We start from the raw sequence: 26254 nt of genomic DNA, 5'->3' as shown, positions 1-26254 counted from the left end.
CATGCATCAAGCCCTGAAATGGATTTTCACTGCGGGCTTGATGGCGGCGCTGCCATCTGCGGCGCAAGCGGGGCTGCATGATTACAGCGGCACGCTGGGCAAGCAGAGTATCGGACTCAGCGTGGCGTCATCTGATTCAGGCGCGTTCACGCAAAGCGGGATTTCCAGCCTGCATTACTTCTATGTCTCAAAATTGAAAGACATTCCGCTGAAGCTCGTCAGCTTCACGGGCCGTGACATTGTGCTGGAAGAAGATGATGCGGCGGGAAAGCCTGTGGCCACATTCAAACTCAGTTTTGCCAAGCAAGACCCGCAGAAGCATTTCAGCTCCAAAGATGACCTGGTGAATGAAGTGCTGGTGGGCAGCTGGGTGCCGGCCTCCGGCACGCCGCAGGATGTTTATCTGAGTGAGCAAGGCACCGTTTCGGGCGATGGCCAGGGTGGGCGCTGCGATCTGGATGCGGCGGGCTATGCCAAGCTGCAGGGCCGCGTGGCGCATTTCTACACACTGGCGATGGCGGGCAATGCCGCTGCGGTTCAGAAAGAATTCAAAGCCAAGCTGCCGAAGAATGCCAGCTGGAAAAAGGAACTTTCCAAATCCGTACCGCATGATCTGTTCTGCAACGGCCAAGGCTTCATGCTGGGCCGCGGCATCGTCTGGTTCAATCCGGACGGCAGCGTGATTTCGATCAACAAGTTTTAAGACGATTACTTCGGCGCTCTCTTGGCCAGGATGCGCTGCAGGGTGCGGCGGTGCATGTTGAGGCGGCGCGCGGTCTCCGAGACATTGCGGTTGCAGAGTTCGAAGACGCGCTGAATGTGCTCCCAGCGCACGCGGTCGGCTGACATGGGATTATCAGGTAGCGCATTGCGGTTATCGGTATCGCCCATCAGCGCGCCATAGACGGCATCAGCATCGGCGGGTTTGGCGAGATAATCGATCGCTCCCAATTTCACAGCGGTGACGGCGGTGGCGATATTGCCATACCCCGTCAACACCACCACGCGGGCATCCGCCTTGGCGGCATGCAGGGCTTCGATCACATCGAGGCCATTGCCATCGGACAGGCGCAAATCCACCACCGCATACATGGGCGGTTCTTTCTTCACTTCGGAAATACCCTGCGCCACGGTGTCGGCGATGCGCACTTCAAATCCACGGGATTCCATGGCTTTGCCGAGGCGGGTGAGGAAGGGCTTGTCGTCGTCCACCAGCAGGAGGGACTTCAGGGCTTGCGTCATTTCGGCCTCTCTCCACTCCTTTTGCCATGTCCAGTCAAGCGGATTTGCCAACATCAACGACAACGCGCGGCCAGACAATCTGGATCATCGCACCGCTATCTGGCGCCTTGCGATTAGACAGGGTAACGGCGGCACCAGTGCGCTCCAGCAGCGTCTTTGCGATGAAGAGACCGAGACCCATACCTTCATGTTCCTCGCTTTCGCCCTTGAAGGCATCGCCATAGCCGGGCCTGGTGGTAACGAAGGGATCGCCCAGCCGGTCAAAGATCGCCTGGTCAAAACCTGGCCCATCGTCAGTGACCGACAGGCTGACTTGGGTGGCCGACCAGCGGGCCTTCACATCGACGCGCCCCTTGGCAAAATCGATGGCGTTTTCGAGAATGTTGCCGAGGCCGTAGCTGATCGCCGGGTTGCGCCGGAACACCGGCGTGGTGGAACGCTCGTCGATGGGTTTGGCATCGACTTCGATCCCCACATCAGAACCACGCAAAGGTGCCACCATGTCTTCCAGCATCGCCTCGAAACCCACTTGCTGATATGTTTCATCCGACAGTTGTTCAGGCACCGCTAAGCGGGTCAGAATTTCGCGGCAGCGCGCGGCCTGTGACACGAGAAGATCAATATCCTCGGCATGTTCGAATTTGGCCGGCAGAGCACGTTTCAATTCCTTGGCGACGAGAGCAATGGTGGCGAGTGGCGTGCCCAACTCATGAGCGGCAGCGGCAGCAAGACCATCCAGCGCAGAAAGCCTCTGTTCACGCGCCAGCACCAGTTCGGTGGCCTGCAAAGCGGAATACATCAGCCGCGCTTCTTCCGCGATGCGGCGCGCATAGATCGCCGAGAAGATGGTGGCGCATACAATCGCGGCCCACACGCCCAGAAGATAAAGCGGCGGCAGCGCGAAAATATTGGCATCTGCCCAGGGCAGCGGGCGGTGGAAAAAGGCCAGCACCGAAGAACATAGAAGGCCGAGCGCGCCCAAGGCTGCGGTCCATGCCAGCGGCAGCGAAGTGGCCGACACGGTCACGGGCACGAGGAAGAGCAAGGCGAATGGATTTTGCAATCCGCCAGTGAGATACAGAAGCCCCGCCAGCTGCATCACATCGTAGCCGAGCAGGATGCCAGCCGCTTGGGTTGAAAGCCGCAAGCTACCACGCCATCTCAAAGTGAGGAACACATTGAGCCACGCCGAAACCGCTATCAGCGCGAGACAGGCCGAGAGCGGCAAGCGGTAGCCCAGCGCAAATTCCACGATCAGCACCGCTGCGGATTGGCCAATGATGGCCAGCCAGCGCAAACGGACCAGCGTGCGCAGACGCAGAAGGCCAAATTCCGGGGCGGCGGGTTGCGAGGTTTCAGACATGATGTGAGGCGAAGTCTAACGGAGCAGGCGGCGCAAAGCAAAAACGGCGGCGGGGCTGCATGGGGAACAATCTTAAATATTTGCCGTTATCCTTCGCCATGTTGCACTGCAAAAAACACTTGGCACCTGCCCTGGAAAGGGTGTTAAAGTCATACAAATGAGAACAATGTCTGTGCCGTCATCTCCGCTCTATTCCATGTTTGAATTGAACCATGCCGCCCTTCAGCCCTTCCGGGCCATGGCCAATATGGGGCTTTCCTTTTGGGCCAGTGCCGCCAATCCGTTGCGCGACACCAGCATGGGCCGCCAAGCCACAGCCGCACTCACCATGTTCGAGCGCGCCACGCGCCGTTTCGCCAAGCCCTCTTTCGACATTCCGGAAACCCAGATCGACGGCAAAGCCTATCTGATCGATGAGCAAGTGGCATGGGAAACGCCGTTCTGCAAACTCATTCATTTCGGCAAGGTTGATCTTCGGGCGAAGCAGGCCAAGCTTCTGATGGTGGCGCCGATGTCGGGCCATTATGCCACGCTGTTGCGCGACACGGTGAAATCGCTGCTGCCTCATTTTGATATCTACGTGACTGACTGGCAGGACGCGCGCGACATTCCTCTGTCGGCCGGCCAGTTCGATCTCGATGACTACACTGACTCAGTGATCACCATGCTGCACCATCTGGGTGAGCGCGCGCATGTGATGGCGGTGTGCCAGCCAGCTGTTCCGGTTTTGGCGGCGGTCTCAATCATGGCTGCCAAGAATGATCCGCTGGCTCCCTTGGCCATGGTGCTGATGGGTGGACCGATCGACACCACCAAAAGCCCCACGGCAGTGAACAAATTTGCCGATGGCAAGGACCTCGACTGGTTCCGCCAATCCGCCATCATGAAAGTGGAAGGGCCTCACGCTGGCCATGGCCGCGAGGTCTATCCGGGCTTCATGCAGCTGGGCGGTTTCATCTCGATGAATCTCGACCGGCATTTGAAGGCGCACCGCGAGCTTTATTGTGACCTCGTCGATGGCGATGAACAAGACGCTGCGCGCCATGAGCGTTTCTACGATGAATATATGGCGGTGATGGATCTCACTGCTGAATTCTACCTTCAGACCATCGAGCGGGTGTTCATTCATCAGGACCTGCCGCATGGCACTTACGCGCATCGCGGCGTGATGATTGATCCGGCGGCGATTACGCAGACGGCGCTTCTCACTGTCGAAGGTGAGCGTGATGATATTTCAGGCCTGGGCCAAACCGAAGCCGCGCATGAGCTTTGCAAGAACATCCCGGCTGACAAGCACAAGCATCACTTACAAATGGGTGTTGGTCATTACGGGGTCTTTTCCGGCTCGAAGTTCCGTGCTGAAGTGGCGCCCATGATCGCTGATTTCCTCAACGCGCAGAAGCCTTGATCGGATTCTTACGCGCCGCTCCGCGCCTCAGCGGAACGCTTCCCACGCCTGAATCCCAGGTTCTGAATATTGATGGCCGCGATGTGCCGTTGCGCTTCCGGCGCAATGCGAAGGCGCGGCGTTTGGTATTGCGGCTGGATGGCAAAACTGGCGGGTTGGTGATGACGCTGCCGAAGCGCAGCTCTCTCGCTGAAGCGTTGCGTTTCGTGGAAGCCTCCAAGCCCTGGATTACCCGCACGCTGGCCAAGCAGGCGGCACCCGCCACAATAGGCAATGGCGCGGAATTTCTGTATCGCGGCAAACAGCATGTGCTTTATTTCGCCGGCGGGCGGCGTGGATTGGTGGGCGTGGCCGAGGGCATCATCCATGTGCCCGGCGACGCCGCGCATGCCCCGCGCCGGCTGCTGGATTTTCTCAAGAAGCAGGCGCTGGCCGAACTCACCTCCGCCTCGCGCAAATATGCTCAAGCGATGGAAACGCGTTTCACCAAGATCAGCATCCGCGATCAGCGCAGCCGCTGGGGCTCATGCTCGGCCAATGGCACGCTGTCTTATTCCTGGCGGCTGATCCTGGCGCCGGATTTCGTGCTGGATTATGTGGCCGCCCATGAAGTGGCCCATTTGCGCGAAATGAATCACGGGCCGCGCTTCTGGCGGCTGGTTCTGACGCATTGCCCACAAGCCCGCGCCGCCAAGCAATGGCTGAAGACCAACGGGCGTGAAGTGCACCGGTATCTTTGATCTCGTCTTCTCCCGCTTGCGGGAGAGGACGATGAGGTCAGTACAGCCCGCTATCCTGATTCTGCTGCTGCTTCTTCTTGCCGAAGAGAAGATCGAAAATCGTCTTGGGTTTTTCGTCTTGCTGATTATTCGGAACCGTATTGATGATCTCCGGCTGGGTGCCTTCGCCATTCTGATCCATGGCGATAATATCTGGCGTTGGCTGGTTCTGATCCTGACGTCCCGGCAGCGGCAACCAAGCCAGACCCTTATGCGCCGGTTCCATGATATCTTTCCAGATCACGGCTGGCAGCGAACCGCCGGTCAATTGCTTGGTGGATGAATTGTCGTCATTGCCCATCCAGATTCCGGCGGTGAGATAGGGCGTAAAGCCGATGAACCAGGCATCGCGGTAATCCTGGGTGGTGCCGGTCTTGCCGCCAATATCCCAATTGCCGAATTGTGCTTTGACACCGGTGCCCTCGCGCACTACGGCGCGGAACAAAGTGTTCATTTCGCCCAGCATGGCAGGTGCCACGACCTGGCCGAGGCCATCGCCCTTGCGCTCATAAAGAACCTGGCCCTCGCGCGTGGTGATGCGTTTGACCACATAGGGTGTGACGCCATCGCCGCCATTGGCGAAGGGCACGAAGGCTGCGGTCATTTCCAGCGGTGTAACTTCCGATGTACCGAGCGCAATCGAAGCATCATGGCCCAGCGGTGAGGTGATGCCGAGGCGCTGCGCGGTGGCCACCACCTGATCGGGTCCGACAGTTGCGGCAAGCTTTGCGGCCACCGTGTTGATCGATTGAGCGAAGGCTTGCTCAAGCGAAACTTCGCCCAGATATTTGTGCTTGTAGTTTTCCGGTGACCAATTGCCGATCTTCACCGGCTCATCCACCTGGGTCGATTCCGGCGTGAAGCCATGTTCCATCGCAGCGAGATAAACGAAAGCCTTGAAGGCAGAGCCCGGCTGGCGCTGGGCCTTGATGGCACGGTTGAATTGGCTCTTGCCGTAGGACTTGCCGCCGACCATCGAGAGCACAGCGCCAGTATTGTCCATCACCACGATCGCACCTTGCGACACATTCAGCTTCTTGCCGTTCTGCTGCAAACGCAGGTTCAGGGATTTTTCGGCGTTGGATTGAATGGCCGGATCAATGGTGGTTTCGATGACGATGGATTCTTTGTAGTCCTTCACCAGCTGCGGCAGCTGGGCATCAATCCAGTCCACCGCATATTGCCGCGCCGGCTTGGCGCCGCTGCTGACCGTATTGGTCGGTTGACTGACGGCATCGGCCTCATCCTGTTGCGAAATGAAACCTTCATCCTGCATGGCCGCCAGAACCAGTTTGGCGCGGGCGGTGGATTCTTCCATGTGATCGACAGGGTTATAATTGGATGGTGCCTTCAGGCACGCGGCCAAACGCGCGGCTTCCATCACCGTCAGCTCGGAAGCCGACTTGTTGAAGAAATTATGGGCGGCCTGTTCGATGCCAGTGGCACCGTTGCCGAAATAAACACGGTTCAAATAGAGCTGAAGAATCTCGTCCTTGGTGAATTTGTGTTCCAACCAGATGGCCAGTACAGCTTCCTGAGCTTTGCGGGTCGCGGTGCGTTCCGGCGTGAGGAACAGGTTCTTGGCGAGCTGCTGGGTGAGCGTTGAACCGCCCTGCACCATATGGCCCGAAAGGACGTTGCGGCTCATGGCGCGCAGGATGCCGACAGGGTCAATGCCGTAATGCGAACGGAAGCGCCGGTCTTCAATGGCGATCACGGCGTTGGGCACATAATCCGGCAATTCATTTATTTTGGCGGCGTCTCCAAAGAAGGCGCCTTCTTCGGCCAGCACCGAGCCATTATTGGCCAGGATCATCGCGCCGGGTTCGCGCTGCGGAATTTGCAGCAGGCCGCGCTGGTCGAGCGAGAACCAGATATAGGTGAAGGCCAGGGCACCGGCCACGGCACCCCAAAAGCCGGCGACGAGGAAAAATCCGATCAGCCGCCAGAACCAGGAACGGCGCTTCTTATCTGGAGATTTGGTTTTGCGGCGGGTGGGCGCTTGCAGCTCGTCGCCCTCATCTTCTTCGTCTTCTTCAAAAAGCCGGGGTTCGGACTTGCGGCCACGGCCGCGTCCCTTGGATTTCTTTTTCAAAAATAACCCCATGGGGCGGTCTATACCTATGTAAATCTTGCCAGTTGGTGAACCGTTCTAGCGGGGAAATAAGGGTGGAATCGTGGCGGGCGCTTGCGGCCCTTGCCGGGCCATCGCCGCCGTGGTTCAATCCGCGTGGATTTTATCCATAAGAACACGATCAGGGGACGCGAATGAAGCGCAAGAATTTCAAGGCACCGTCAGGGGCATCCATTCCTTTTACGCAATTGGGTTTCGGCTCGGCGCCCTTGGGCAATCTCTATTCCGCCATGAGCGAAAGCCAAGCCACTGACGTGATGGATGCCATGTGGAAGGCGGGCCTGCGCTATATCGATACCGCGCCGCTTTACGGGCTTGGGCTTTCGGAAACCCGGCTCAATCATTTCCTGCGCGGCAAGAAACGTTCGGATTATGTGATCTCGACCAAGATTGGCAGGTTGCTGGAGCCCTGCGCGCCGAAGGACCGGACGGGCATTGGCAAGTTTTTCGACTGCCCGTCACGGCGTGAACGGTTTGATTACACCTATGAAGGCGTGATGCGCTCCTTTGAGGCTTCGCTGGAGCGGCTGGGGCTGGATTCCATCGATATTCTTTTTGCGCATGACGTCGATGTGTTCACACATGGCAGCGAAGCGGCGCGCGACATCCACGTGAAGACGTTGATGGGCGGCGGCTACAAGGCCCTCATCAAGCTGCGCGACGAAAAAGTGATCAAGGCCATTGGTGCTGGCATCAATGAATGGCAGGTGGCCGAGACCTTGGCCAAGGCTGGCGACTTCGATCTGTTCCTGCTGGCCGGACGCTACACTTTGCTGGAGCAGGAATCGCTCAATTCATTCCTTCCCCTGTGTGAAGAACGCGGCATCGGCATTGTGCTCGGTGGCGTTTACAATTCCGGCATTCTCGCCACCGGTGCCAAGAAGGGCGCGATGTATGATTACGACCCCGCGCCGAAGCACATCATCGAGAGAGTGGCGAAGATTGAAGCCGTCTGCAAAAAGCACAAGGTGAAATTGCCGGAAGCTGCCCTGCAATTCCCACTTTCGCATCCAGCTGTGGTGTCAATCATTCCCGGTGCGACAACGCCCGCGCATGTGGCTCTCAACATCAAGACCGTATCGAAGAAAGTTCCGAAGGCTTTGTGGAAGGACTTGAAGGACGCAGGGCTGATGGATCCGCGCCATAAGGTTTCCGCATGAGGATCGACGCGCATCAGCATTTCTGGAACCCGGCGCGCGGCGATTATTTCTGGATGGTGGGTGAGGCGACAGCGCCGATTGCCAAGCCTATTCTGCCGAAGGATATGGCGGGGCATCTGGCCCAGCATGACATCGAAAAAACAGTGTTGGTGCAGGCCGCGCCGACGGTTGTTGAAACCGAATATATGCTGGGCATCGCTGATGCCACCGATCACGTCGCCAAGGTGGTGGGCTGGGTAGATTTTGAAAACCGCGATGACCTGAAACATCTGTCACGCCTGGCCAAGCATCCGAAATTTTCTGGCGTGCGGCCGATGATCCAGGATCTGCCGGATGCGGAATGGATGCACCGCAAAGACGTGCAATGGGCCTTTGATGCGCTCATTGATCTTGATCTCACCTTTGATGCGCTGGGCTTTCCTTTGCATCTCGATCCGTTCAGCAAGCTGTTTGCGAAATATCCGAAACTGCGCACCGTGATCGACCATTGCATGAAGCCAGTCATCCGCGATGGGCAGTTTGATGATTGGGCGGCGAAGATGGCCGCGATCGCCAAGGAGACGAATGTTTTCTGCAAACTGTCAGGCATCGCCACCGAGGCCAAGCCGGGCTGGACGTTGGAAACCTTGCGCCCCTACGGCGCGCATGTGTTGGAAGGTTTCGGCGCGGACCGGGTGATGTGGGGCTCGGACTGGCCGGTGCTCAATCTCAATGGCAGCTATGATTCCTGGTTTTCAGCGGCGCAAAGCATTGTGCCGCAGGCGGATCATGCCAAGGTTTTCGGAGGAACTGCCGCGAAATTCTATCGTATTAAATGATGTGTTTCACTCAAATATAGATTGACGTAAACATATTATTCTGATGTAAATCCATCTTTACATCATTCAATTTGCGGCTATGGTCGTCTCATTACAGGAGATTGCCATGACGATGCTTGCCCGCCCCGAAATCCTCATTGCCGATGACGGCCGCGACTCGCTGATCCGCGCGGAACTCGGTGCTTTCGGCCTGCGCTGGCTGGGCAAGGTGTCGTGGAATGAGGGCAATTGGCGTTTGGTGCAGCGCGCCGTGGCGCGGGGCGAGGCGCAGCTCTCATGCACCGGAGCTCTCGTTGTCGAAACCGGGGCACACACTGGTCGCAGCCCCAAGGACAAGTTCATCGTGCTGGAAGAAGCCACCGCACAGGATGTGTGGTGGGACAACAATCAGGCGATGAGCCGCCGGCATTTCGATCAGCTGCGCGCCGACATGATGACCCATGCGCGCATGAGGGATGTTTTCGTGCAGGATCTGGAAGCCTGCCCCGGTGCCGAGAAACAATTCCCGGTGCGTGTGGTCACCGAGACGGCTTGGGCTTCCGCTTTCATGCGGCATTTGCTGGCGCCGGTGGAGGGCCAGGAAGGCCGCTTCATGCCGGGGCTGAATATCATTTGCCTGCCCAGTTTCAAAGCTGATCCGGCGCGCCATGGGACGCAGTCCGAAACGGTGATTGCCATCGACTTCAACGGCATGACGGTGCTGATTGGCGGCACGGCTTACGCAGGCGAAATGAAGAAGGCGGTGTTCACTGTGCTGAATTATCTCGCGCCACAAGAAGGCGTGTTGCCAATGCATTGCTCGGCAAACACAGATGAGAACGGCAAGACGGCGTTGTTCTTCGGGCTGTCGGGCACCGGCAAGACCACTTTGTCGGCTGATCCTGCGCGTGCGCTGATCGGCGATGATGAACATGGCTGGGGCGAGAACGGCATCTTCAATATCGAGAATGGCTGTTACGCCAAGGTGATCAAACTGGATGAAGCGCAAGAGCCCGCCATCTACAAGGCCGCGCTGAATTTCGGCACGGTGCTGGAAAACGTTGTTCTGAACGAAGCCTGCGGCTCAGTCGATTTTGATGATGGCAGCCGCACGGAAAATACCCGCGCTGCTTATTCACTGTCACAGATCGCAGGCGCAACACCGGGTGTGATGGGCCAGCACCCGGAAGTTCTGGTCATGCTGACGGCCGATGCGTTCGGCGTGCTGCCGCCGGTGGCGCGGCTGACGCCGGAACAGGCGGTAGAGCAGTTCCTGCTGGGCTATACGGCGAAAGTGGCCGGCACCGAGCGCGGCGTGAAGGAGCCTGAAGCCACCTTCTCGGCCTGCTTTGGCGCGCCGTTCCTGCCGCGCCCTCCGAAAGTCTATGCGCATCTGCTGCGCCAGAAGATCAAAGCGCATGGCACGCGTTGCTACCTGATCAATACCGGTTGGACCGGTGGTGGCTATGGTGTGGGAAACCGCATTGCTCTGCCGCAAACCCGCGCTATCTTGAAGGCCGTGCTAAGTGGTGAAGTGGATCAGGCGAAGATGCGGATCGATACCAATTTCGGATTCGAAGTTCCGGTTGCACTGAATGGGGTGGATTCGAAACTGCTCAATCCGTGCGAAGCGTGGGCTGACATCGTTGATTACCACGAAGCAGCGGACGACCTGGTGCAGAAGTTCAAGCGGGCGAAGAAATAGCCTAAACAAAAACCCCGGCCTTTCAGCCGGGGTTTCGTTTTAGTGATTTCGCTCTCTTAGTAGCGATAATAATCCGGCTTGAACGGGCCCGTCTTGGGCACGCCGATATATTTGGCTTGCTCGTCCTTCAGCGTGGTGAGCTTGGCACCAAGCTTGGCGAGATGCAACATGGCGACCTTTTCATCGAGATGCTTCGGCAGCACATAGACTTCGTTCTTGTATTTGCCGGTCTTGGCGTTGGTGAAGAGTTCGATCTGCGCCAGCGTCTGGTTGGTGAAGGAGGCAGACATCACGAAGCTCGGATGGCCGGTGGCGTTGCCGAGATTGACCAGGCGGCCCTGCGACAGGAGGATGATGCGGTTGCCCTTGGGGAACTCAACGAGATCCACCTGCGGCTTCACATTTGTCCACTTGAAATTACGCAGGCCGGCAACGTCGATCTCGTTATCAAAGTGGCCAATGTTGCAGACGATGGCCATGTTCTTCATCTCGCGCATGTCTTCTGCGGTGATGACGTCCTTGTTGCCAGTGGCGGTGACGAAGATGTCAGCGGTTTTCACCACATCCTTCAGCGTCTGCACGTCATAGCCATCCATGGCGGCCTGAAGCGCGCAGATTGGATCCACTTCGGTGACAACCACGCGGGCGCCTGAGCCGCTGAGCGAAGCGGCGGAGCCTTTGCCCACGTCGCCATAGCCGAGGACGACGGCGACCTTGCCGGCCATCATCACGTCGGTGCCGCGGCGGACAGCGTCCACCAGCGATTCACGGCAGCCATATTTGTTGTCGAATTTCGACTTGGTGACCGAGTCATTCACATTGATTGCGGGGAAAGGCAGTTCGCCCTTCTTCTGCAACTCATAAAGACGATGGACGCCGGTGGTGGTTTCTTCCGACACGCCGATGATCGCAGCGCGCTGCTTGGCAAACCAGCCCGGCTGGTTCTTGATGCGCTTGGCGATCTCAGCGAAGAAGCATTCTTCTTCTTCATTGGTGGGCTTCGAAATGACGCTCGGGTCCTTTTCAGCCTTTTCGCCAACGAGAATATACATGGTGGCATCGCCGCCATCATCGAGGATCATGTTAGACGGCTGGCCATCGGCCCAATCGAAAATCTTGGCGGTGTATTCCCAATATTCCTTCAACGTCTCGCCCTTGTGGGCAAAGACCGGAATGCCGGCGGCAGCGATGGCGGCGGCGGCATGATCCTGGGTCGAGAAAATGTTGCAAGACGCCCAGCGCACATCGGCGCCCAAGGCCTTCAACGTTTCGATCAGCACGCCGGTCTGGATGGTCATGTGCAGTGAGCCCGAGATACGGGCACCCTTCAGCGGCTGGGCCTTGCCGAATTCCTCGCGGGTGGCCATCAGACCCGGCATTTCGATTTCGGCCATGCCAAGTTCGAGGCGGCCCCAATCGGCCAGCTTGATATCGGCGACGTGATAATCTTGGTTCTTGGACATGGGAATCTCCTGGATTGTTGGGTGGCGACTAGCACGACCCCCAAGCCCCGGCAAGAACCATATAAAGAAATCTTTATATAGGCTGTTTCGGTTTCAATTGGTGCAGAAGGCGAACCAGGCTTTCCTCGTCCAGCTTGCTGATCTTCATCGCCAGCTCATTGGCCAATTCGGTGGCCGCAGGTGAAAGCCCGCTGGTATCAATCGTCACTTTGGGATGGGAGACGCGGGCCAGGCGCACCAGTTCTTCGGCCTCGTCCCAAATCACACCTAAATGCGCAATCAGCGATTGGATCAGGTGCCAGCTGGGGCGCCCGCGCTTGCCATGCTCCAGCGCTGAAAGATAGGCAGGAGACACGCCGATATCCTCGGCCATCTGCGCTTGGGTCAAGCCCCGTTCCTCGCGCAGTTTGCGCAATTTGGCACCAAAGGGCGTCATTCGAATTCGCCATTGTGTTTGCGCAGGCGCACGTAAAAGGCGCCGCCACCACCGTGGCGCGGATGGGCCGGCTGGAAGCCCACCACATGGATGCGGAACTGTGCCTCTTCCAGCCAGCGCGGCAATTCGCGGCGCAATTTGCCTTCACGTTCGGGCGTATTGAAATGGGTGAGGCCATGCAACGTGTGGCGCGCGAAGGGCGATGCGCCCTTGCCGGTGATCACCAGCACCATGCGCAGGCCCTGCATGCGCCGCGAGGCGAGAAAATGCAGCAAGCCGAAGCGGGCATTTTCCAGATTCTCGCCATGAAGATCGATGCGCGCCTCAGGCTCCATCTGGCCACGGCCCAGTTTCTGCGCGGTGCGCCGGTCAAAACTGGAAAGGGCCGGCGCTTCATTGCGGGCGCGGGGCTTGTGCGAGGGTACTTCCAACGCGCGCGTGGCCAGTGGTTTGGGTGCAGGTGGCTTTTCTTCCTTTGCCACCTTTCCGCGCCGTGTGCGTTTGATCGGGGTGATGGAAGATTTCACCTCGTCCCACAGATTCTGATCGGGCAGTTCGAATTTCTTGCGGGTCATGGCGCCCATCTCCGCGCCAGAGCCTTGGGCAGAAGTGCGACCATGCCACCGGGTGATTTCATATGGCCGGCATTGCGTTCAGCATTGGCGCCCCAGCCCCAATAGACATCGCCCCTTATAGTGCCGCGAATGGCGGTGCCGGTATCCTGCGCGATCATCAGATGGCGGAAGGGGGCGGCACCCTGTTCAGCTTCCGGCGGTTCATGCGTGTCCACAAACAGTGGCGTGCCGAAAGCCCAGATGGTGCGATCCACCGCCAGGCTGCGCAATGGCGTGAGGTTTACTTTCGCGGCTCCAATCGCACCCAGCGCCGGATCGCTGACCTGCGTTTCGCGGAAGAAAACGAAGCTGTCATTGGACCAGAGAAGCTCCAGCGCTTGTTCGGGATGCTGCAGCATCCAAGCGCGCAGGAATTGCATCGACATGGTTTCCGGCGTGCCGATGCCGCGCTTCAAGAGAAGACTGCCAATGCCAGTATAGCCACGGCCGTTCTTGGCGGCATAGGACAACCTGACCACTTTGCCATCAGGCAGGATCACCCGGCCACTGCCCTGCACATGCAGGAAAAAGGCATCAACCCAGCTGGAGACATAGAGAAGCTCCAGGCCCCTTCCGGCCAAGGCCCCATTCTCGATGTCATGACGCGAGAAAAACGGCACTGCCTTGCCATTCACATGGCGTCCATAGGACAGATGCGTGGCGCGCGCCTCTGCATCAGTGAAGGCCACCAGTTCCGGTGGCCGCTCATAGACGGGAACGGGATAGTCCTTGCTCAGCGTCATGCTGCCGCGCAGTTCTGGCTCGTAATAACCAGTGAACAGGCCAGCGGGGCGCGCCGTGTCGTGAACCTTCAACGGCAGGAACCAGGTTTCAAAAAAGTTCCTGGCATTTCCGGCGTGAAGAGCTGCAGCGCAGATTGGCAACCAATCTTGTCTCTCGCCGCCAAAGCTGGAAGCGCGGCGGAATCCGGAACCCGCTTCCTGAATTTCTTGCGCCGAAAGCTGGAATGCTCGCAAAGCCGCCGCATGATCGTCAGCGGCCCAGCCCGTCATCTGGTCAAAGGAAATGGGCTTGAGAGCCTCAGTCCTCGTCATGGGTTTCTGCCAGCCTCCAGCCGGCCTCGCTGCCCTTGAGGTCACGCTCAAAGGTCCAGAACTCTTTGACCTCGGCGATGCGCTTGTCATCACCGCTGATGATCCGGCCCTTCACGTCCTTGACGGCGGAAATCAGCTCAGTGACGAAATGCACGCGCAGTTGGGCCATGTTGCCATTGAGCGCGGCTTCCACCAATTTCGATTCCTTGATGCCGACAAATTTGAAGGCCGCCACTTCGCCTTGCGAGGCGCGGCGCGAAATTTCCTTCTCGAAAGCAGCGAAGGTTTTCTGCGTGAGCAGAAGGCTCAGGGTCTTCACATCACCCTTGGCGAAGGATTCCATGATCCGTTCATGGGCGGATCTTGCACCCCTGATGAAGTCGCTGGTGTCGAAACTATGATCAGCCTCGCCCATGGCGATCAGGGTTTTGGCCAGGGTTGAATCCTGTGGCGCGAAACCTTCCCAGATTTTGCGGGGAGCTGGTTCGTTGGCCTTGAGTTCCAGATCGCCTGGCAGCGGCGCGGTCTTGATGGTGCTGGGAGGTTGCGGCTTTTCCGGCGTGGAGCGGTGCCCCAGCACCTGATACAGCCGGAAACCGGCAAAGGCGAAAATTGCGAAAAAGATGATGGTGATCGGATCAGAGAGGAAAGCCATGCACCTCATTTGGCACCAAGCCTGCCGAATTTCAATTCATGCCTCAAAAAGCACCCTGCCTTGCGGTGCGCGCTGCTTTCTGATAGCCGGAACTCAAATTCACGAGGAATAAATGGCAAGAGTCTCCAAGATCGCCCCGCGCAAGGCTGTGTCCAAATCTGAAGCCAAATCCAGCAATGGCGGCAAACCTGCGCAAATTCCGGCTGCCGCAGCGCCGGCACCTCTGACAGCGCCTGAACCCGCACCCGGTGCCCAGCCTGCGATGCGCATCCTTGCGCAATATGTCAAAGACCTGAGCTTTGAGAACCCGAATGCGCCGGCCACCTTGCAGCCGCAATCCAAGCAGCCAGACATCAACATTTCCGTCAATGTGAATGCCCGCAACCTGGCGCCCACCGATTTCGAGGTGGAGCTGCATATCGACGCCAAGGCCACTGTCGATGGCAAAGTGTTTTTTGCCGCTGAAGTTCTGTATTGCGGCGTGTTCCGCATGGAAAATTTTCCCGCCAACATCCTGCATCCGGCCGTGCTGATCGAATGCCCCCGCATGCTGTTCCCGTTTGCACGCCAGGTGATTTCCGATGCTACGCGCAATGGCGGCTTCCCACCGCTAATGATCGATCCGATCGATTTCGCCAGCATGTATCAGAAGCGCATCCAGGCGCAGGGCACCGTCGGGCAGGCTTAAGGCCTTTATTGATTCCAGAGCGCGTCGGGGCCTAGTGCTTCGACCGCTTCGGCATGAGCCCCGCGTTCATCATCAGTCAGGCGAGCGCTGAGCGGTCGAAGCCGCTGGCTGGGGGCGCCGACTGATCCCACCACGTAAAGCTTGGTGGATTTGGGTGCTGCAGCGAGACCAAGGCTGGTCTGTTTGCCGCCGGTCATTTCCAGATAGACGTCGGCCAGCAGCTCGGCGTCGAGCAAAGCGCCATGCTTGGTGCGGCGGGAATTATCAACACCGTAACGCTTGCAAAGTGCGTCGAGACTGTTCGGCCCCATCGGGTGGCTGCGGCGGGCCAGAAGCAGCGTGTCTATGACCCGGTCAGGCGGGATCGAGAGACGGTCGGTATAGCCCAGTTCGGCATTGATGAAGGTCATGTCGAAAGTGGCATTGTGGGCGATCAGCACTGCATCGCCGATGAATTCCATCAGCGCTTCGGCCTGCGAAGCGAAGAGCGGCTTGTCCTTCAGGAAGGCGGATGAAAGCCCGTGTACGGCCTCGGCTTCTTTCGGCATGTCACGCTCCGGGTTGAGATAGACATGGTAGTGCTTGCCGGTGGGCATGCGGTTGACTAGTTCCACCATGCCGATTTCGACAATCCGGTGGCCCTCGTCAGGCTTGAAGCCGGTGGTTTCAGTATCGAAAACAATTTCACGCATGCGCCGAGAATCTCATTTTCATCAGCAAAGCCGCAAGTGATTTGTGCAGGTGTTCAACAGTGCTGTCATTCTCGATTACATAGGTGGCGCGCTTGCGTTTTTCAGCATCCGGCATCTGTCGCGCGAGGATCATGGCCAGGCGCTCCTTGGTCATACCGGGTCTGGCCAGCGCGCGCTGCTCCTGCACATGCGCAGGTGATGAAATCACGATCGATGCATCCACGTCTTTCTCGCCTCCGGTTTCGAACAGCAGCGGAATATCGAGTATGACCGCCTTGTTTCCCTCAGCTTCGGCCTTGGCGACGAAGGCGCTGCGGCGCTGGCGGATTTCGGCATGGACGATCTGCTCGAGTTTCTTGAGGAGATCCTTGTCCTTCATGATCATTTCGGTGACGATCTTGCGGTCCACCCGGTTTTCCGCGGTGGCTTCAGGCAGGTAGGGCCGCAGCAGGGTGGCACCTTCAGCACTATCATAGAGCCTGTGCACTTCAGCATCGGCATCGAAGACGGGAATGCCACGGCTGGCAAAGTAGCGGGCCGCTTCTGACTTGCCCATGGCGATGGAACCCGTGAGGCCAATGCGCATCATCGGTGATATTCCGGATCAACATCATTGGCCACGAGATCATAAAGCTCCGGCGTGACCTGGGGCCGGATGCCGAACCATTTCTCGAAGCCGACCACGGCCTGATGCAGCAACATGCCCAGCCCGCCAACAGTTTGCAGGCCACGGGCTTGGGCCTGTTTCAGGAGATCGGTTTTCAGGGGTACATAGACAATGTCGGCCACGATGCAGCTGGCGGGCAGCGCAGAGAGATCGAGCTGCAAGGCGGGCTGGCCTTTCATGCCTTGCGATGTGGTGTTGACCAGCAAGCGGGCGGATGCCGATTCGATTCCGAAACGGTCTGGCGCAAGCCATTGAACGCGCGTGCCAAAAATGTTGCAAAGTTCCTGTGCGCGGGCCTCGGTGCGGTTGAGAATCTTGACTCTGGCAAGATCGGTGCGCAGCAAACGCTCGATAATGGCGCGAGCGGACCCGCCGGCGCCGAGAATAACGGCGGTCTGGCCCTTGAGATCTAGGCCCGGAACTGTGGCAACCAAATTCTGATAGAAGCCCTCGCCATCTGATGACGTGGCCGAAATGATTCCACTGTCAAGATAAATGGTGTTGAGCGAGCCGGTGCGGCGCACGATATCATCCATTTTGCCCACCAGCGGGATCGCCGCTTCCTTATGCGGGATGGTGACGTTGCAGCCGGCATAGCCATGGGCGTCGAGATGGGTCAGAAAGTCGGCCAGGTCTTCCGGCTTCACCTCGCGCTTTTCATAGAGGCCTTCGATGCCGTGCTGCTTCAGCCAATAATTATGGATCAGCGGTGAGCGCGAATGGGCGATCGGATATCCTATGACGCAGGCCTTCTTCATGAGGGCACTATATCGCTTTGCCGCAGGAAGGCGAGGAGCGGCAGCAGTGGCAGGCCAAGGATGGCGTAGTAGTCACCCTCCACTTTCTCAAACAGCTGCGCACCCAGGCCTTCATAGTGATAGCAGCCGGCGGAATTCATCGCGGCGTCTTGCGCCTTGATCAGATAGTCCTCCAGAAACGCATCACTGAAATTTCGCATGGTGAGGCTGACGCTCTGGCAATCCGAAAAAACTATCTTGCCGCCCTGCGCGCAGGCCACCGCGGAATAAAGCGCGTGCGTATGACCGCGTAGGGCTTTCAATTTGTCCCGCGCTTCAGCGATGGTCTTGGCCTTGTGCAAAGGCTTGCCGTGGAAATTCAGGACCTGATCGGATCCAATGATCATCGCGTCAGGATGAGTAGTGCTCAACGAAAGCGACTTGGCTCTGGCCAGCTCGATGGGCAGATCATCCGGATGCAAATGGGCATGGATGGCATGCAGGCCTTTTTCATTCACTTTCGCAGGCTGCGCCTCAAAAACCAGGCCGGCGCCGCGCAGGATTTTCACTCGCGTGGCACTTGTCGAAGCGAGAATGAGTTTGAAATCTGGCATCTGTATAGACTGTGGATAGAGCGGGAGAAAAACGGCTTATCGCAGGGATGGCCTGAAAAGGCGAACAGGTTTATCCACAGAGGTCAGTTTGGCGCTAGGAATCTATGAATCCTGTGGAAGACAATCACATCTGACTCCCAATTGGGAATCCGCATTGAATCCGGCTTTTGATATGCTGCGGCATTCAGCCTGTTTTGTTTTTCCACAAGATATGAGACTGATTTCCAAGTTATCCCTGATATTGTGCCTGTTCAGGTGCCAATAGAAGAATCAATAGAATCTATCTCTCTTATATTAGGGGAAGTGCTTGAAACCCATTCTGGACGTTCTCAACGCGGTGAAGCCGTCTCGCCGACCGATGTGGATCATGCGTCAGGCCGGGCGCTACCTGCCGGAATACCGTGAGGTGAGAGCGCAGGCCGGTTCTTTTCTCAAGCTGTGCTATGATCCGAAGCTCGCTTGTGAAGTCACACTTCAACCCTTACGCCGTTTTGATTTTGATGCGGCCATACTCTTTTCTGATATCCTTGTTGTTCCTCATGCGATGGGACTGGGTCTCGATTTCAAGGAAGGCGAAGGCCCGCAGCTGGAAACGGTTGAGAGCCTGAGTGACGTTGAATTGCTCAGTGACGGTCTTGATAGCGATCACTTTGAACGTGTCTGGGAGACGGTTGGGCTGGTGAAGGCCAGCTTGACCCCACAAGTGGCCCTGATCGGCTTCTGCGGGGCGCCCTGGACCGTGGCGAGCTATATGATCGAGGGTGGCAGCTCGAAGCGCGAGAAGGCGCTGAGCGTGGCCCGGCAGAACCCAGAATGGTTCCAGGTTTTGATCCAGCGGCTGGTCGAAACGTCGATCACCTATCTGCTGGGGCAGATCAAGGCCGGCGCCGAGACCATCCAGATTTTCGACAGCTGGGCTGGCGATGTTCCGGAAGGCAGCTTGCAACGGGTGGTGATCGATCCCATCTCTGCCATCATCAAGGGCGTTCGCGCGGTGTATCCTGGATTTCCTGTGATCGTTTTCGCGCGCGGCGTGGGTGCTGCTCACGGGTTGATTGCGCAAGCCACGGGTGCCAATGCGGTCGGCCTTGAAGAAAATGTTTCGGCTGCTGGTGTTTTGAAAACGCTGCCCGCACATGTTGCCGTGCAGGGCAATCTCTCCAATCAATTGCTGCTCGGCGATGAGGCCGCGATGGTTGATGCCACGCGGCGCATTCTGGAGAGCGTTCCGGCCGAGCAGCACATTTTCAATCTGGGCCATGGCATCATGCAGCAGACACCGGTTTCCGCGGTCGAACGCCTGGTCAAGGCCGTCAGGGATTTCGGCTGATGCTGTATCTTTGGCTGAAAGTCATTCACATCGTGGCCGTCATCGCCTGGATGGCTGCGCTGTTTTATATGCCGCGCCTGTTTGTCTATCACACGGACGCCAAGTCGGGCTCCGAGATGGATGAAACCTTCAAGGTGATGGAGCGGCGCTTGATGAAGGCGATCATGCGGCCTGCCGCTTTGGTGGCCTTGATCGCGGGTGCCGCCACAGTTCACTTGGCAGGTTTTGCCTGGTCGTCGCCCTGGCTGTCTTTCAAGCTGCTCGGCGTGTTTGGCGTCTTTGCCTATCATGGCGTGCTGGAACGCTATGTGGCGTCCTTCGCGCGCGGTGAGCGCCTGAAGCCGCAGCGCTTCTTTCGAATCCTGAACGAAGTGCCGACAGTTCTGCTGATCTGGATCGTCATCTTCGTGGTGGTTAAGCCCTTTTCATAAATTCATTTGGCGGGGGCCTGATCTGTGCTAAGGGTGGCCTCGCAGCCCGTCCGGGCTTCCTGGCTGAGCCCCTGCTCGCCGCCTGCTTTTTTCCAAGTTATCTCCCAAGTATTTTACCTTTTTCAAAGTAGTCCCAAATGAACGATATTCCTGAACTCAAGGAGATGAAACTCTCCGAACTCAAAAGCAAAACGCCCGCCGAACTGTTGGTCATCGCCGAACAGCTCGAAGTCGAGGCGGCCAGCACGCTGCGCAAGCAGGAGCTGATGTTTGCCATTCTCAAAGCCTATGCCAACCGCAATGTCGAAATCATTGGCGAAGGTGTCATCGAAGTGCTGCTCGATGGCTTCGGCTTCCTGCGCTCGGCTGATGCCAATTACCTCGCGGGCCCTGACGATATCTATGTGGCACCCCAGCAGATCCGCAAATATTCGCTGCGCACCGGCGACACGGTGGAAGGCCCGATCCGCGGCCCCAAGGATGGCGAGCGCTATTTCGCCCTGACGAAAGCCAACACCGTCAATTTCGAAGACCCCGACAAGGCGCGCCACAAGGTCAATTTCGACAATCTGACGCCGCTCTATCCGGACCAGCGGCTGGAAATGGAAATCGCCGACCCGACGCGCAAGGATGCTTCGGCGCGGGTGATCGACATTGTGGCACCGATCGGCAAGGGCCAGCGTGGCCTGATCGTGGCCCCGCCGCGCACCGGCAAGACCGTGCTGCTGCAGAACATTGCGCATTCGATCACCACCAACCATCCGGAATGCTATCTGATCGTGCTGCTCATCGACGAGCGCCCGGAAGAAGTGACCGACATGCAGCGCTCGGTGAAGGGCGAAGTGATTTCTTCGACCTTCGATGAACCGGCAACCCGCCACGTCGCCGTGGCTGAAATGGTGATCGAAAAGGCCAAGCGCCTGGTCGAACATGGCCGTGATGTGGTGATCCTGCTGGATTCGATCACGCGTTTGGGCCGCGCCTACAACACTGTGGTGCCGTCTTCCGGCAAGGTGCTGACCGGCGGTGTGGATGCCAATGCGCTGCAGCGCCCCAAGCGTTTCTTCGGTGCTGCGCGTAACATTGAAAATGGCGGCTCGCTGACCATCATCGCGACCGCGCTGATCGATACCGGCAGCCGCATGGACGAAGTGATCTTCGAAGAATTCAAAGGCACAGGCAATTCTGAAATCATCCTCGACCGCAAGGTGGCGGACAAGCGGGTGTTCCCGGCGCTTGATATCCTGCGCTCTGGCACCCGCAAGGAAGAATTGCTGGTCAAGGCCGATACGCTCAAGAAGACTTACGTTCTGCGCCGCATTCTCAACCCGATGGGCACTGTCGATGCCGTCGAGTTCCTGCTCGACAAGATGCGCCAGACCAAGACCAACAGCGACTTCTTCGACAGCATGAATGCCTGATCAGGGGTCAAATCCAGTGTCGATTCGAATCCGAAATGAGCACTGGGATCAGCTCTGATACAATCTTTGCCCTGAGCTCCGGCCAGGGCAAGGCGGGCATTGCGGTCATCCGTATATCCGGCCCGCGGGCAGGTGCGGTGCTGGAAGAGATGGCGGTTCGCCTTCCCCAGCCTCGCGTCGCCAGCGTGCGTAAACTCAAAGCCCGTGACGGCCAGGTGATCGATGAAGCCATGGTGCTGTGGTTTTCAGGGCCGGCTTCGGCCACTGGCGAGGACATGGCGGAGCTGCATGTTCACGGCGCGCCTGCCATCATCGAATTCATATTTTCTGAACTGTCGAATGTTTACGGCTTGCGGTTGGCTGACCGGGGCGAATTCTCGCGCCGCGCCTTTCACAACGACAAGCTGGACCTGGTGGAGATCGAAGGTCTGGCAGATCTTCTCGCTGCCACAGGTGAGGCCCAACGGCGGCTGGCGATGCGCCAGTTCCTCGGTGAGGCGAGCGGTGCCTATGAGGGCTGGCGGCGGCAGGTGATCGAAGCTTTGGCCCTGCATGAAGCGGCTATCGATTTCGTCGAAGAGGACGATGTGGCTGACCGGGCACGAGACTTGGCCCAGCCGGTCATCAAGCGGCTGGTGGCAGAGCTTGAAGCTGCCTTGAGTACATTTTCACAGAACGCGGCTTTGCGCAGCGGGTTGAAGGTGGTGATCGCCGGGGCTCCCAATGTGGGCAAGTCATCCTTTCTCAATGCTCTGGCGCGGCGCGAGGCGGCTATCGTCTCCGACATTGCCGGTACGACCCGGGATATTGTGGAAGCGCAAGTGATGTTCGAAGGGTTACCCTTGACTCTCACCGACACGGCAGGCTTTCGCAGCGCTACCGATGACATGATCGAGAAAATGGGGATTGAACGCGCGGCAGCTGCCGTAAGCGATGCCGACATTCTGATCTGGGTTTCTGCGACCGATATTACCGATAGTAGCGATTCACCTCGGACGCCTGATATCCGGATTCTCAACAAGGCCGACTTACCATCGATTCACACCCGGAATGATGCGGCCCTACCCGTATCTACCCGAACAGGCGCTGGTTTAGATGAGCTGCGCTTGGCTTTGTCATCCGAAATCAAAAAGCGTATGGCCAATGTGGAGCATGCAGTTGTGGTGCGTCAGCGCCATGCGGGCGCAGTTTCGGATTCGATTCGGCTCCTCAACAAAGTGCTGGACGAGCCTTCACGGCCACATGAATTGATTGCTGAGGATTTGCGCAAGGCAGCGCGTGCTTTGGGTTCAATCACCGGGCATGTTGATGTTGAAGATCTGCTCGGGAAGATCTTCTCCGAGTTCTGCATTGGTAAATGAGACGTTAACGCTGTTTCACGTGAAACGGGTTCGCGCGTCCTGATTCACGTGAAGCGCAGACGCGCTGTTTGACCTTGATCAGTGGACGGACTAAATGCGCCGCGATGAAGACCAAGTTTGATGTGATCGTTGTAGGTGGTGGCCATGCCGGCTGTGAAGCGGCAGCGGCTTCCGCACGCATGGGTGCATCCACCGCGCTGGTCACCCACAAGGCATCGAGCATTGGTGAAATGTCCTGCAACCCGGCCATTGGTGGTTTGGGCAAGGGCCATCTGGTGCGTGAGATCGATGCGCTCGACGGGTTGATGGGCCGCGTGGCTGACAAGGCGGGTATTCAGTTCCGCCTGCTCAATCGTTCCAAGGGCCCGGCAGTGCGTGGCCCCCGTGCGCAGGCCGACCGCAAGCTTTACCGCGAGGCGATGCAGGCTGCGCTCGCCGAGCAAGCCAATCTTGAAATCGTCGAAGGCGGCGCTGTCGCGCTGCTGATGGATGGCAACCGCGTCACTGGCGTCAAGACCGGCGATGGCCGCGAGCTTCAGGCCAGCGCCGTGGTGCTGACCACCGGCACATTCCTGAACGGCCTGATCCACATTGGCGAGCAGAAGATCCCGGCGGGCCGGGTGGGTGAAGCACCCGCTCTGGGCCTCTCGGAGCAGATGACCAAGGCCGGCCTGCTGCTGGGCCGCCTGAAGACTGGTACGCCAGCGCGGCTGGATGGCAAGACGATCAATTGGGCGGTGCTTGAAGAGCAGAAGGGTGATGACCCGCCAGTCCCCTTCTCATTCCTAAATGCCTCCATAAGCACCCCGCAGATCTCCTGTTTCATCACCGAAACCACGCCCCGCACCCACCAGATCATCGCCGATAATATCGGCCGGTCACCGCTTTATTCTGGGCAGATTTCGGGGACGGGGCCGCGCTATTGCCCCTCGATTGAAGACAAGATCCACCGCTTCAAGGACAAAACCTCGCATCAGGTGTTCTTGGAGCCGGAAGGGCTGGATGACGACACGGTCTATCCCAACGGCATTTCCACCTCGCTGCCGGAAGATGTGCAGGCCGATTTCATCCACTCGATGCCGGGGCTGGAAAATGTGCGCATCATCCGGCCGGGTTATGCGATCGAATATGACTATGCCGATCCACGTGAACTCAGCCACGATCTGCAAGTGAAGAAGCTGCCGGGCCTGTTCCTGGCCGGGCAGATCAATGGCACGACGGGCTATGAAGAAGCGGCCGCGCAGGGGTTGGTTGCCGGCTTGAATGCCGCACTGGCCGCTTCGGGCAGTGCCACGACCAGCTTTGACCGCGCCGAGGGTTATCTCGGTGTGATGGTGGATGATCTGGTGTTGCGCGGTGTTTCTGAACCGTACCGCATGTTCACTTCGCGGGCCGAATACCGTCTCTCACTGCGGGCTGACAACGCCGACCAGCGCTTGACGCCACGGGGCATCACTTTGGGCCTGGTGGGAACAGCGCGGGCGGAAGCCTTTGCCACCAAGCTGGCGGTGCTGGATCAGGCGCGGAATGTTGCACGTGAATCATCGATGACCTCGGCGGCACTGGCCAAGGCTGGCCTGAGGGTCAATCAGGATGGCCGCAACCGCAATGCGCTGGAACTGATTGCCATGCCGGATGTGGGCTATGACAAGGCTGCCGAGCTTTGGCCTGTGCTCAACATGCTGCCTGCCTTCGCCCGGGAGGCGCTGGAGGCCGATGCGCTCTATGCTGGCTATATGGGCCGGCAGGAGGCCGAGATCGCTTCCCTGCGCAAGGATGAGGGTGTTACGATCCCATCTGATCTGGACTACTTCGCCATACCCAGCCTTTCAATGGAGCTGCGGCAGAAATTGAGCCGGGCGAAGCCAGTCACACTGGGTCAGGCCGCGCGGGTGGAAGGTATGACCCCGGCAGGGCTGGCCTGTCTGTTGGGACATATCAAGAAACCCGCTGCCAAGGTGGCCTGATTAACCATTGCCTTGATGGCGTGGGGATAGCGGTTTGGCGGAGCTGGTTTCGACCTGCCTGCGATGCTAGGCAGCGACGGACAGAGGACAATGTTTCACATGAATCCAATCCCGCAAGAGACCTGGGACCGCCTGAACGTTTCACGTGAATCCATCGCGCGGCTGGAAGTCTTGGCCAGTTTGTTGGGGCAGTGGCAGAAGCATATCAACCTGATTGGCCCCGCCAGCCTGCCGGATATCTGGACGCGGCATATCGTGGATTCGGCTCAGCTGCTGCCCCTTGTTCCGGGCGGCATGCAAGCGATTGCCGATCTGGGCTCAGGTGGCGGTTTTCCGTCTTTGGTCCTCGCCGCCACCCAGGCGGCGCACGTTCATTTCTATGAGTCCAACGCCAAGAAAGTCTCTTTCCTGCAGGAGGCCCTGCGGCAGATGGGGGTCAAGGGAAGTGTGCATCGTGAGCGGTTAGAACTTGATGCGGCGCCCAAGTCGATGCCGGAAGTGCAGCTGGTTACGGCCCGGGCTTTTGCGCCGCTGGATAATCTTCTCGCCTATGCCTCACCCTTTATGGCAAAAGGGGCCATCGCACTTTTCCACAAAGGACAAGATGTTGATGCAGAATTGGCCCAAGCTGCTAAATCTTGGAAAATTACGGCAGTGAAACATTCGAGCATAACTGACGCGGACGCGGTTATCCTGGAAGTGAAAGAGGCAAAACATGGCAAATGACATCTCTGGCGCAAAACCGCGCATCCTGGCAGTGGCCAATCAGAAGGGCGGCGTGGGCAAAACGACGACCGCTATCAATCTCGGCACTGCACTTGCGGCAGTGGGCGAAGACGTGCTGGTCGTTGATCTGGACCCGCAAGGCAATGCCTCGACCGGGCTTGGCATCACGCGCCGGCCACACCAGAAATCATCCTATCATGTGCTCATTGGGGAAGCTGATCTCGATGACGTGATCATCGAATCCGCGATCCCGCGTTTGCATTGCGCGCCGGCGACGATTGACCTTTTGGGCGCAGAGCTTGAGCTTGCCGATTTCGAACGCAAGACGCATCGGCTTTATGATGCAATCAATCTTCTGAACGCGAAGAACAAGCGTCATTACTCATATATCTTGATCGACTGCCCGCCCTCGCTGAACCTGCTGACGATCAATTCGCTCAGTGCGGCGGATGCGATTCTGGTGCCGCTGCAATGCGAATTCTTTGCGCTCGAAGGCCTGAGCCAATTGCTCAAAACGGTGGAGCGCGTGCGTTCAACTTTGAACCCGAAACTGGTGATCCAGGGCGTGGTGCTCACCATGTTCGACAAGCGCAATTCGCTCTCCGACCAGGTGGCGCAAGACGTGCGCGAAGTGTTGGGCGACAAGGTTTATGACACGGTCATCCCGCGCAATGTGCGCGTCTCGGAAGCGCCGTCTTATGGCAAGCCGGTCATCCTCTATGACCATCAGTGCGTGGGGTCACAGGCCTACATTCGCCTGGCTTCGGAAGTGATCCGGCGCGAGCGCGACCTCAAAGCCGCGTGATTGA

The 26254-nt window shown here is 58.1% G+C and carries 26 protein-coding genes; 14 read left to right on the top strand and 12 right to left on the bottom strand.

The window, feature by feature from the left end:
• The first annotated feature begins 1 nt into the window (after nt 1).
• Nucleotides 2-703 carry a hypothetical protein gene (locus F8B91_RS15835; protein WP_196504808.1) on the top strand — a complete coding sequence of 234 codons (702 nt, stop codon included), beginning with the start codon at nt 2-4 and terminating at the stop codon, nt 701-703.
• Between the two features lie 5 nt (nt 704-708).
• On the opposite strand, the gene F8B91_RS15830 is transcribed toward F8B91_RS15835, so the two are convergent.
• Together F8B91_RS15830 and F8B91_RS15825 are read right to left on the bottom strand one after the other, a co-directional pair.
• A complete protein-coding gene (locus tag F8B91_RS15830; protein WP_246715292.1) occupies nt 709-1242 on the bottom strand; it encodes an ActR/PrrA/RegA family redox response regulator transcription factor in 534 nt (177 codons plus the stop codon).
• Nucleotides 1243-1276: 34 nt separating this feature from the next.
• On the bottom strand, nt 1277-2605 hold the full coding sequence (locus F8B91_RS15825) for an ActS/PrrB/RegB family redox-sensitive histidine kinase (RefSeq protein WP_196504806.1): 1329 nt from the start codon (nt 2603-2605) through the stop codon (nt 1277-1279).
• Nucleotides 2606-2771: 166 nt separating this feature from the next.
• Here F8B91_RS15825 and F8B91_RS15820 point away from each other — a divergent pair, with 166 nt between their 5' ends.
• Both F8B91_RS15820 and F8B91_RS15815 read left to right on the top strand, forming a co-directional pair.
• A complete protein-coding gene (locus F8B91_RS15820; RefSeq protein WP_196505009.1) occupies nt 2772-4013 on the top strand; it encodes a polyhydroxyalkanoate depolymerase in 1242 nt (413 codons plus the stop codon).
• The gene (locus F8B91_RS15815) at nt 4010-4753 is read left to right on the top strand and encodes a M48 family metallopeptidase (protein ID WP_196504805.1); all 744 of its coding nucleotides are present in this window, start codon (nt 4010-4012) and stop codon (nt 4751-4753) included. The genes F8B91_RS15820 and F8B91_RS15815 overlap by 4 nt, the downstream gene beginning before the upstream one ends.
• A gap of 37 nt (nt 4754-4790) precedes the next feature.
• Here the strand turns inward: F8B91_RS15815 and F8B91_RS15810 are convergent, their stop codons facing one another.
• Nucleotides 4791-6887: a transglycosylase domain-containing protein gene (locus F8B91_RS15810; RefSeq protein WP_196504804.1), complete on the bottom strand. Its 2097-nt coding sequence runs from the start codon at nt 6885-6887 to the stop codon at nt 4791-4793.
• A gap of 173 nt (nt 6888-7060) precedes the next feature.
• On the opposite strand from F8B91_RS15810, the gene F8B91_RS15805 reads away from it, so the two are divergent.
• From F8B91_RS15805 to pckA, 3 genes are all read left to right on the top strand, one after another.
• Nucleotides 7061-8086 (top strand): aldo/keto reductase, encoded by a 1026-nt coding sequence (locus F8B91_RS15805; RefSeq protein ID WP_196504803.1) that lies wholly within the window; start codon nt 7061-7063, stop codon nt 8084-8086.
• Nucleotides 8083-8904, top strand: a complete 822-nt coding sequence (locus F8B91_RS15800; RefSeq protein ID WP_196504802.1) for an amidohydrolase family protein — start codon at nt 8083-8085, stop codon at nt 8902-8904. The genes F8B91_RS15805 and F8B91_RS15800 overlap by 4 nt, the downstream gene beginning before the upstream one ends.
• Before the next feature lie 106 nt (nt 8905-9010).
• Nucleotides 9011-10588 carry a phosphoenolpyruvate carboxykinase (ATP) gene (pckA, locus tag F8B91_RS15795; protein ID WP_432432045.1) on the top strand — a complete coding sequence of 526 codons (1578 nt, stop codon included), beginning with the start codon at nt 9011-9013 and terminating at the stop codon, nt 10586-10588.
• Between the two features lie 56 nt (nt 10589-10644).
• Here pckA and ahcY read toward each other — a convergent pair whose 3' ends face one another.
• The 5 genes from ahcY to F8B91_RS15770 form a co-directional block, all read right to left on the bottom strand.
• Nucleotides 10645-12051, bottom strand: a complete 1407-nt coding sequence (gene ahcY / locus F8B91_RS15790) for an adenosylhomocysteinase (RefSeq protein ID WP_196504801.1) — start codon at nt 12049-12051, stop codon at nt 10645-10647.
• A 73-nt stretch (nt 12052-12124) separates the two neighbouring features.
• Complete coding sequence (locus F8B91_RS15785; protein WP_196504800.1) at nt 12125-12487, bottom strand: helix-turn-helix domain-containing protein; 363 nt, start codon at nt 12485-12487, stop codon at nt 12125-12127.
• Nucleotides 12484-13062, bottom strand: coding sequence for a Smr/MutS family protein (locus tag F8B91_RS15780; RefSeq protein WP_196504799.1), 579 nt, complete (start codon nt 13060-13062; stop codon nt 12484-12486). Before F8B91_RS15780 ends, F8B91_RS15785 begins: the two co-directional genes overlap by 4 nt.
• A complete protein-coding gene (gene mltA / locus F8B91_RS15775) occupies nt 13059-14156 on the bottom strand; it encodes a murein transglycosylase A (protein WP_196504798.1) in 1098 nt (365 codons plus the stop codon). The genes F8B91_RS15780 and mltA overlap by 4 nt, the downstream gene beginning before the upstream one ends.
• The gene (locus F8B91_RS15770; RefSeq protein WP_196504797.1) at nt 14143-14811 is read right to left on the bottom strand and encodes a Tim44/TimA family putative adaptor protein; all 669 of its coding nucleotides are present in this window, start codon (nt 14809-14811) and stop codon (nt 14143-14145) included. The genes mltA and F8B91_RS15770 overlap by 14 nt, the downstream gene beginning before the upstream one ends.
• A gap of 112 nt (nt 14812-14923) precedes the next feature.
• On the opposite strand from F8B91_RS15770, the gene secB reads away from it, so the two are divergent.
• The gene (gene secB / locus F8B91_RS15765) at nt 14924-15499 is read left to right on the top strand and encodes a protein-export chaperone SecB (RefSeq protein WP_281432945.1); all 576 of its coding nucleotides are present in this window, start codon (nt 14924-14926) and stop codon (nt 15497-15499) included.
• Between the two features lie 5 nt (nt 15500-15504).
• On the opposite strand, the gene dnaQ is transcribed toward secB, so the two are convergent.
• From dnaQ to F8B91_RS15745, 4 genes are read right to left on the bottom strand one after another with little or no spacing between them, the layout of a single operon-like run.
• The gene (gene dnaQ / locus F8B91_RS15760) at nt 15505-16191 is read right to left on the bottom strand and encodes a DNA polymerase III subunit epsilon (RefSeq protein ID WP_196504796.1); all 687 of its coding nucleotides are present in this window, start codon (nt 16189-16191) and stop codon (nt 15505-15507) included.
• Nucleotides 16184-16780 carry a dephospho-CoA kinase gene (gene coaE, locus F8B91_RS15755; RefSeq protein WP_196504795.1) on the bottom strand — a complete coding sequence of 199 codons (597 nt, stop codon included), beginning with the start codon at nt 16778-16780 and terminating at the stop codon, nt 16184-16186. Before coaE ends, dnaQ begins: the two co-directional genes overlap by 8 nt.
• Entirely contained in the window at nt 16777-17616 is an 840-nt protein-coding gene (locus F8B91_RS15750) for a shikimate dehydrogenase (RefSeq protein ID WP_196504794.1), read from the bottom strand. The genes coaE and F8B91_RS15750 overlap by 4 nt, the downstream gene beginning before the upstream one ends.
• On the bottom strand, nt 17613-18209 hold the full coding sequence (locus F8B91_RS15745) for a Maf family protein (protein WP_196504793.1): 597 nt from the start codon (nt 18207-18209) through the stop codon (nt 17613-17615). Before F8B91_RS15745 ends, F8B91_RS15750 begins: the two co-directional genes overlap by 4 nt.
• A 307-nt stretch (nt 18210-18516) precedes the next feature.
• Between F8B91_RS15745 and hemE the strand changes: the two genes are divergently transcribed.
• The 7 genes from hemE to F8B91_RS15710 all read left to right on the top strand — a co-directional run bounded on the left by hemE (nt 18517) and on the right by F8B91_RS15710 (nt 26250).
• A complete protein-coding gene (hemE, locus tag F8B91_RS15740; RefSeq protein WP_196504792.1) occupies nt 18517-19539 on the top strand; it encodes a uroporphyrinogen decarboxylase in 1023 nt (340 codons plus the stop codon).
• On the top strand, nt 19539-19970 hold the full coding sequence (hemJ, locus tag F8B91_RS15735) for a protoporphyrinogen oxidase HemJ (protein ID WP_196504791.1): 432 nt from the start codon (nt 19539-19541) through the stop codon (nt 19968-19970). The genes hemE and hemJ overlap by 1 nt, the downstream gene beginning before the upstream one ends.
• 137 nt (nt 19971-20107) lie before the next feature.
• A complete protein-coding gene (gene rho, locus F8B91_RS15730; protein ID WP_196504790.1) occupies nt 20108-21391 on the top strand; it encodes a transcription termination factor Rho in 1284 nt (427 codons plus the stop codon).
• A gap of 35 nt (nt 21392-21426) precedes the next feature.
• Nucleotides 21427-22752: a tRNA uridine-5-carboxymethylaminomethyl(34) synthesis GTPase MnmE gene (gene mnmE, locus F8B91_RS15725; RefSeq protein ID WP_196504789.1), complete on the top strand. Its 1326-nt coding sequence runs from the start codon at nt 21427-21429 to the stop codon at nt 22750-22752.
• Between the two features lie 104 nt (nt 22753-22856).
• Nucleotides 22857-24719: a tRNA uridine-5-carboxymethylaminomethyl(34) synthesis enzyme MnmG gene (gene mnmG, locus F8B91_RS15720; RefSeq protein WP_196504788.1), complete on the top strand. Its 1863-nt coding sequence runs from the start codon at nt 22857-22859 to the stop codon at nt 24717-24719.
• Nucleotides 24720-24818: 99 nt separating this feature from the next.
• On the top strand, nt 24819-25445 hold the full coding sequence (gene rsmG / locus F8B91_RS15715) for a 16S rRNA (guanine(527)-N(7))-methyltransferase RsmG (protein WP_196504787.1): 627 nt from the start codon (nt 24819-24821) through the stop codon (nt 25443-25445).
• The gene (locus F8B91_RS15710; protein ID WP_196504786.1) at nt 25435-26250 is read left to right on the top strand and encodes a ParA family protein; all 816 of its coding nucleotides are present in this window, start codon (nt 25435-25437) and stop codon (nt 26248-26250) included. The genes rsmG and F8B91_RS15710 overlap by 11 nt, the downstream gene beginning before the upstream one ends.
• The last annotated feature ends 4 nt before the right edge of the window (nt 26251-26254 follow it).

Origin of the sequence: Aestuariivirga litoralis (genome assembly GCF_015714715.1) — a bacterium.
Taxonomy (GTDB): Bacteria; Pseudomonadota; Alphaproteobacteria; order Rhizobiales; family Aestuariivirgaceae; genus Aestuariivirga; species Aestuariivirga litoralis_A.
This window is presented reverse-complemented; position numbering and strand designations above follow the sequence as displayed.

Bases quoted from the DNA above. Each gene is read 5' to 3' on its own strand.
- F8B91_RS15800 (WP_196504802.1), top strand. From the start codon at position 8,083: ATGAGGATCGACGCGCATCAGCATTTCTGGAACCCGGCGCGCGGCGAT.
- rho (WP_196504790.1), top strand. From the start codon at position 20,108: ATGAACGATATTCCTGAACTCAAGGAGATGAAACTCTCCGAACTCAAA.
- secB (WP_281432945.1), top strand. From the start codon at position 14,924: ATGGCAAGAGTCTCCAAGATCGCCCCGCGCAAGGCTGTGTCCAAATCT.
- hemJ (WP_196504791.1), top strand. From the start codon at position 19,539: ATGCTGTATCTTTGGCTGAAAGTCATTCACATCGTGGCCGTCATCGCC.
- F8B91_RS15805 (WP_196504803.1), top strand. From the start codon at position 7,061: ATGAAGCGCAAGAATTTCAAGGCACCGTCAGGGGCATCCATTCCTTTT.
- rsmG (WP_196504787.1), top strand. From the start codon at position 24,819: ATGAATCCAATCCCGCAAGAGACCTGGGACCGCCTGAACGTTTCACGT.
- F8B91_RS15785 (WP_196504800.1), bottom strand. From the start codon at position 12,487: ATGACGCCCTTTGGTGCCAAATTGCGCAAACTGCGCGAGGAACGGGGC.
- F8B91_RS15710 (WP_196504786.1), top strand. From the start codon at position 25,435: ATGGCAAATGACATCTCTGGCGCAAAACCGCGCATCCTGGCAGTGGCC.
- F8B91_RS15835 (WP_196504808.1), top strand. From the start codon at position 2: ATGCATCAAGCCCTGAAATGGATTTTCACTGCGGGCTTGATGGCGGCG.
- F8B91_RS15820 (WP_196505009.1), top strand. From the start codon at position 2,772: ATGTCTGTGCCGTCATCTCCGCTCTATTCCATGTTTGAATTGAACCAT.
- F8B91_RS15750 (WP_196504794.1), bottom strand. From the start codon at position 17,616: ATGAAGAAGGCCTGCGTCATAGGATATCCGATCGCCCATTCGCGCTCA.
- mnmE (WP_196504789.1), top strand. From the start codon at position 21,427: ATGAGCACTGGGATCAGCTCTGATACAATCTTTGCCCTGAGCTCCGGC.
- pckA (WP_432432045.1), top strand. From the start codon at position 9,011: ATGACGATGCTTGCCCGCCCCGAAATCCTCATTGCCGATGACGGCCGC.
- F8B91_RS15780 (WP_196504799.1), bottom strand. From the start codon at position 13,062: ATGACCCGCAAGAAATTCGAACTGCCCGATCAGAATCTGTGGGACGAG.
- ahcY (WP_196504801.1), bottom strand. From the start codon at position 12,051: ATGTCCAAGAACCAAGATTATCACGTCGCCGATATCAAGCTGGCCGAT.
- F8B91_RS15770 (WP_196504797.1), bottom strand. From the start codon at position 14,811: ATGGCTTTCCTCTCTGATCCGATCACCATCATCTTTTTCGCAATTTTC.
- coaE (WP_196504795.1), bottom strand. From the start codon at position 16,780: ATGATGCGCATTGGCCTCACGGGTTCCATCGCCATGGGCAAGTCAGAA.
- mnmG (WP_196504788.1), top strand. From the start codon at position 22,857: ATGAAGACCAAGTTTGATGTGATCGTTGTAGGTGGTGGCCATGCCGGC.
- F8B91_RS15745 (WP_196504793.1), bottom strand. From the start codon at position 18,209: ATGCCAGATTTCAAACTCATTCTCGCTTCGACAAGTGCCACGCGAGTG.
- F8B91_RS15830 (WP_246715292.1), bottom strand. From the start codon at position 1,242: ATGACGCAAGCCCTGAAGTCCCTCCTGCTGGTGGACGACGACAAGCCC.
- mltA (WP_196504798.1), bottom strand. From the start codon at position 14,156: ATGACGAGGACTGAGGCTCTCAAGCCCATTTCCTTTGACCAGATGACG.
- dnaQ (WP_196504796.1), bottom strand. From the start codon at position 16,191: ATGCGTGAAATTGTTTTCGATACTGAAACCACCGGCTTCAAGCCTGAC.
- F8B91_RS15825 (WP_196504806.1), bottom strand. From the start codon at position 2,605: ATGTCTGAAACCTCGCAACCCGCCGCCCCGGAATTTGGCCTTCTGCGT.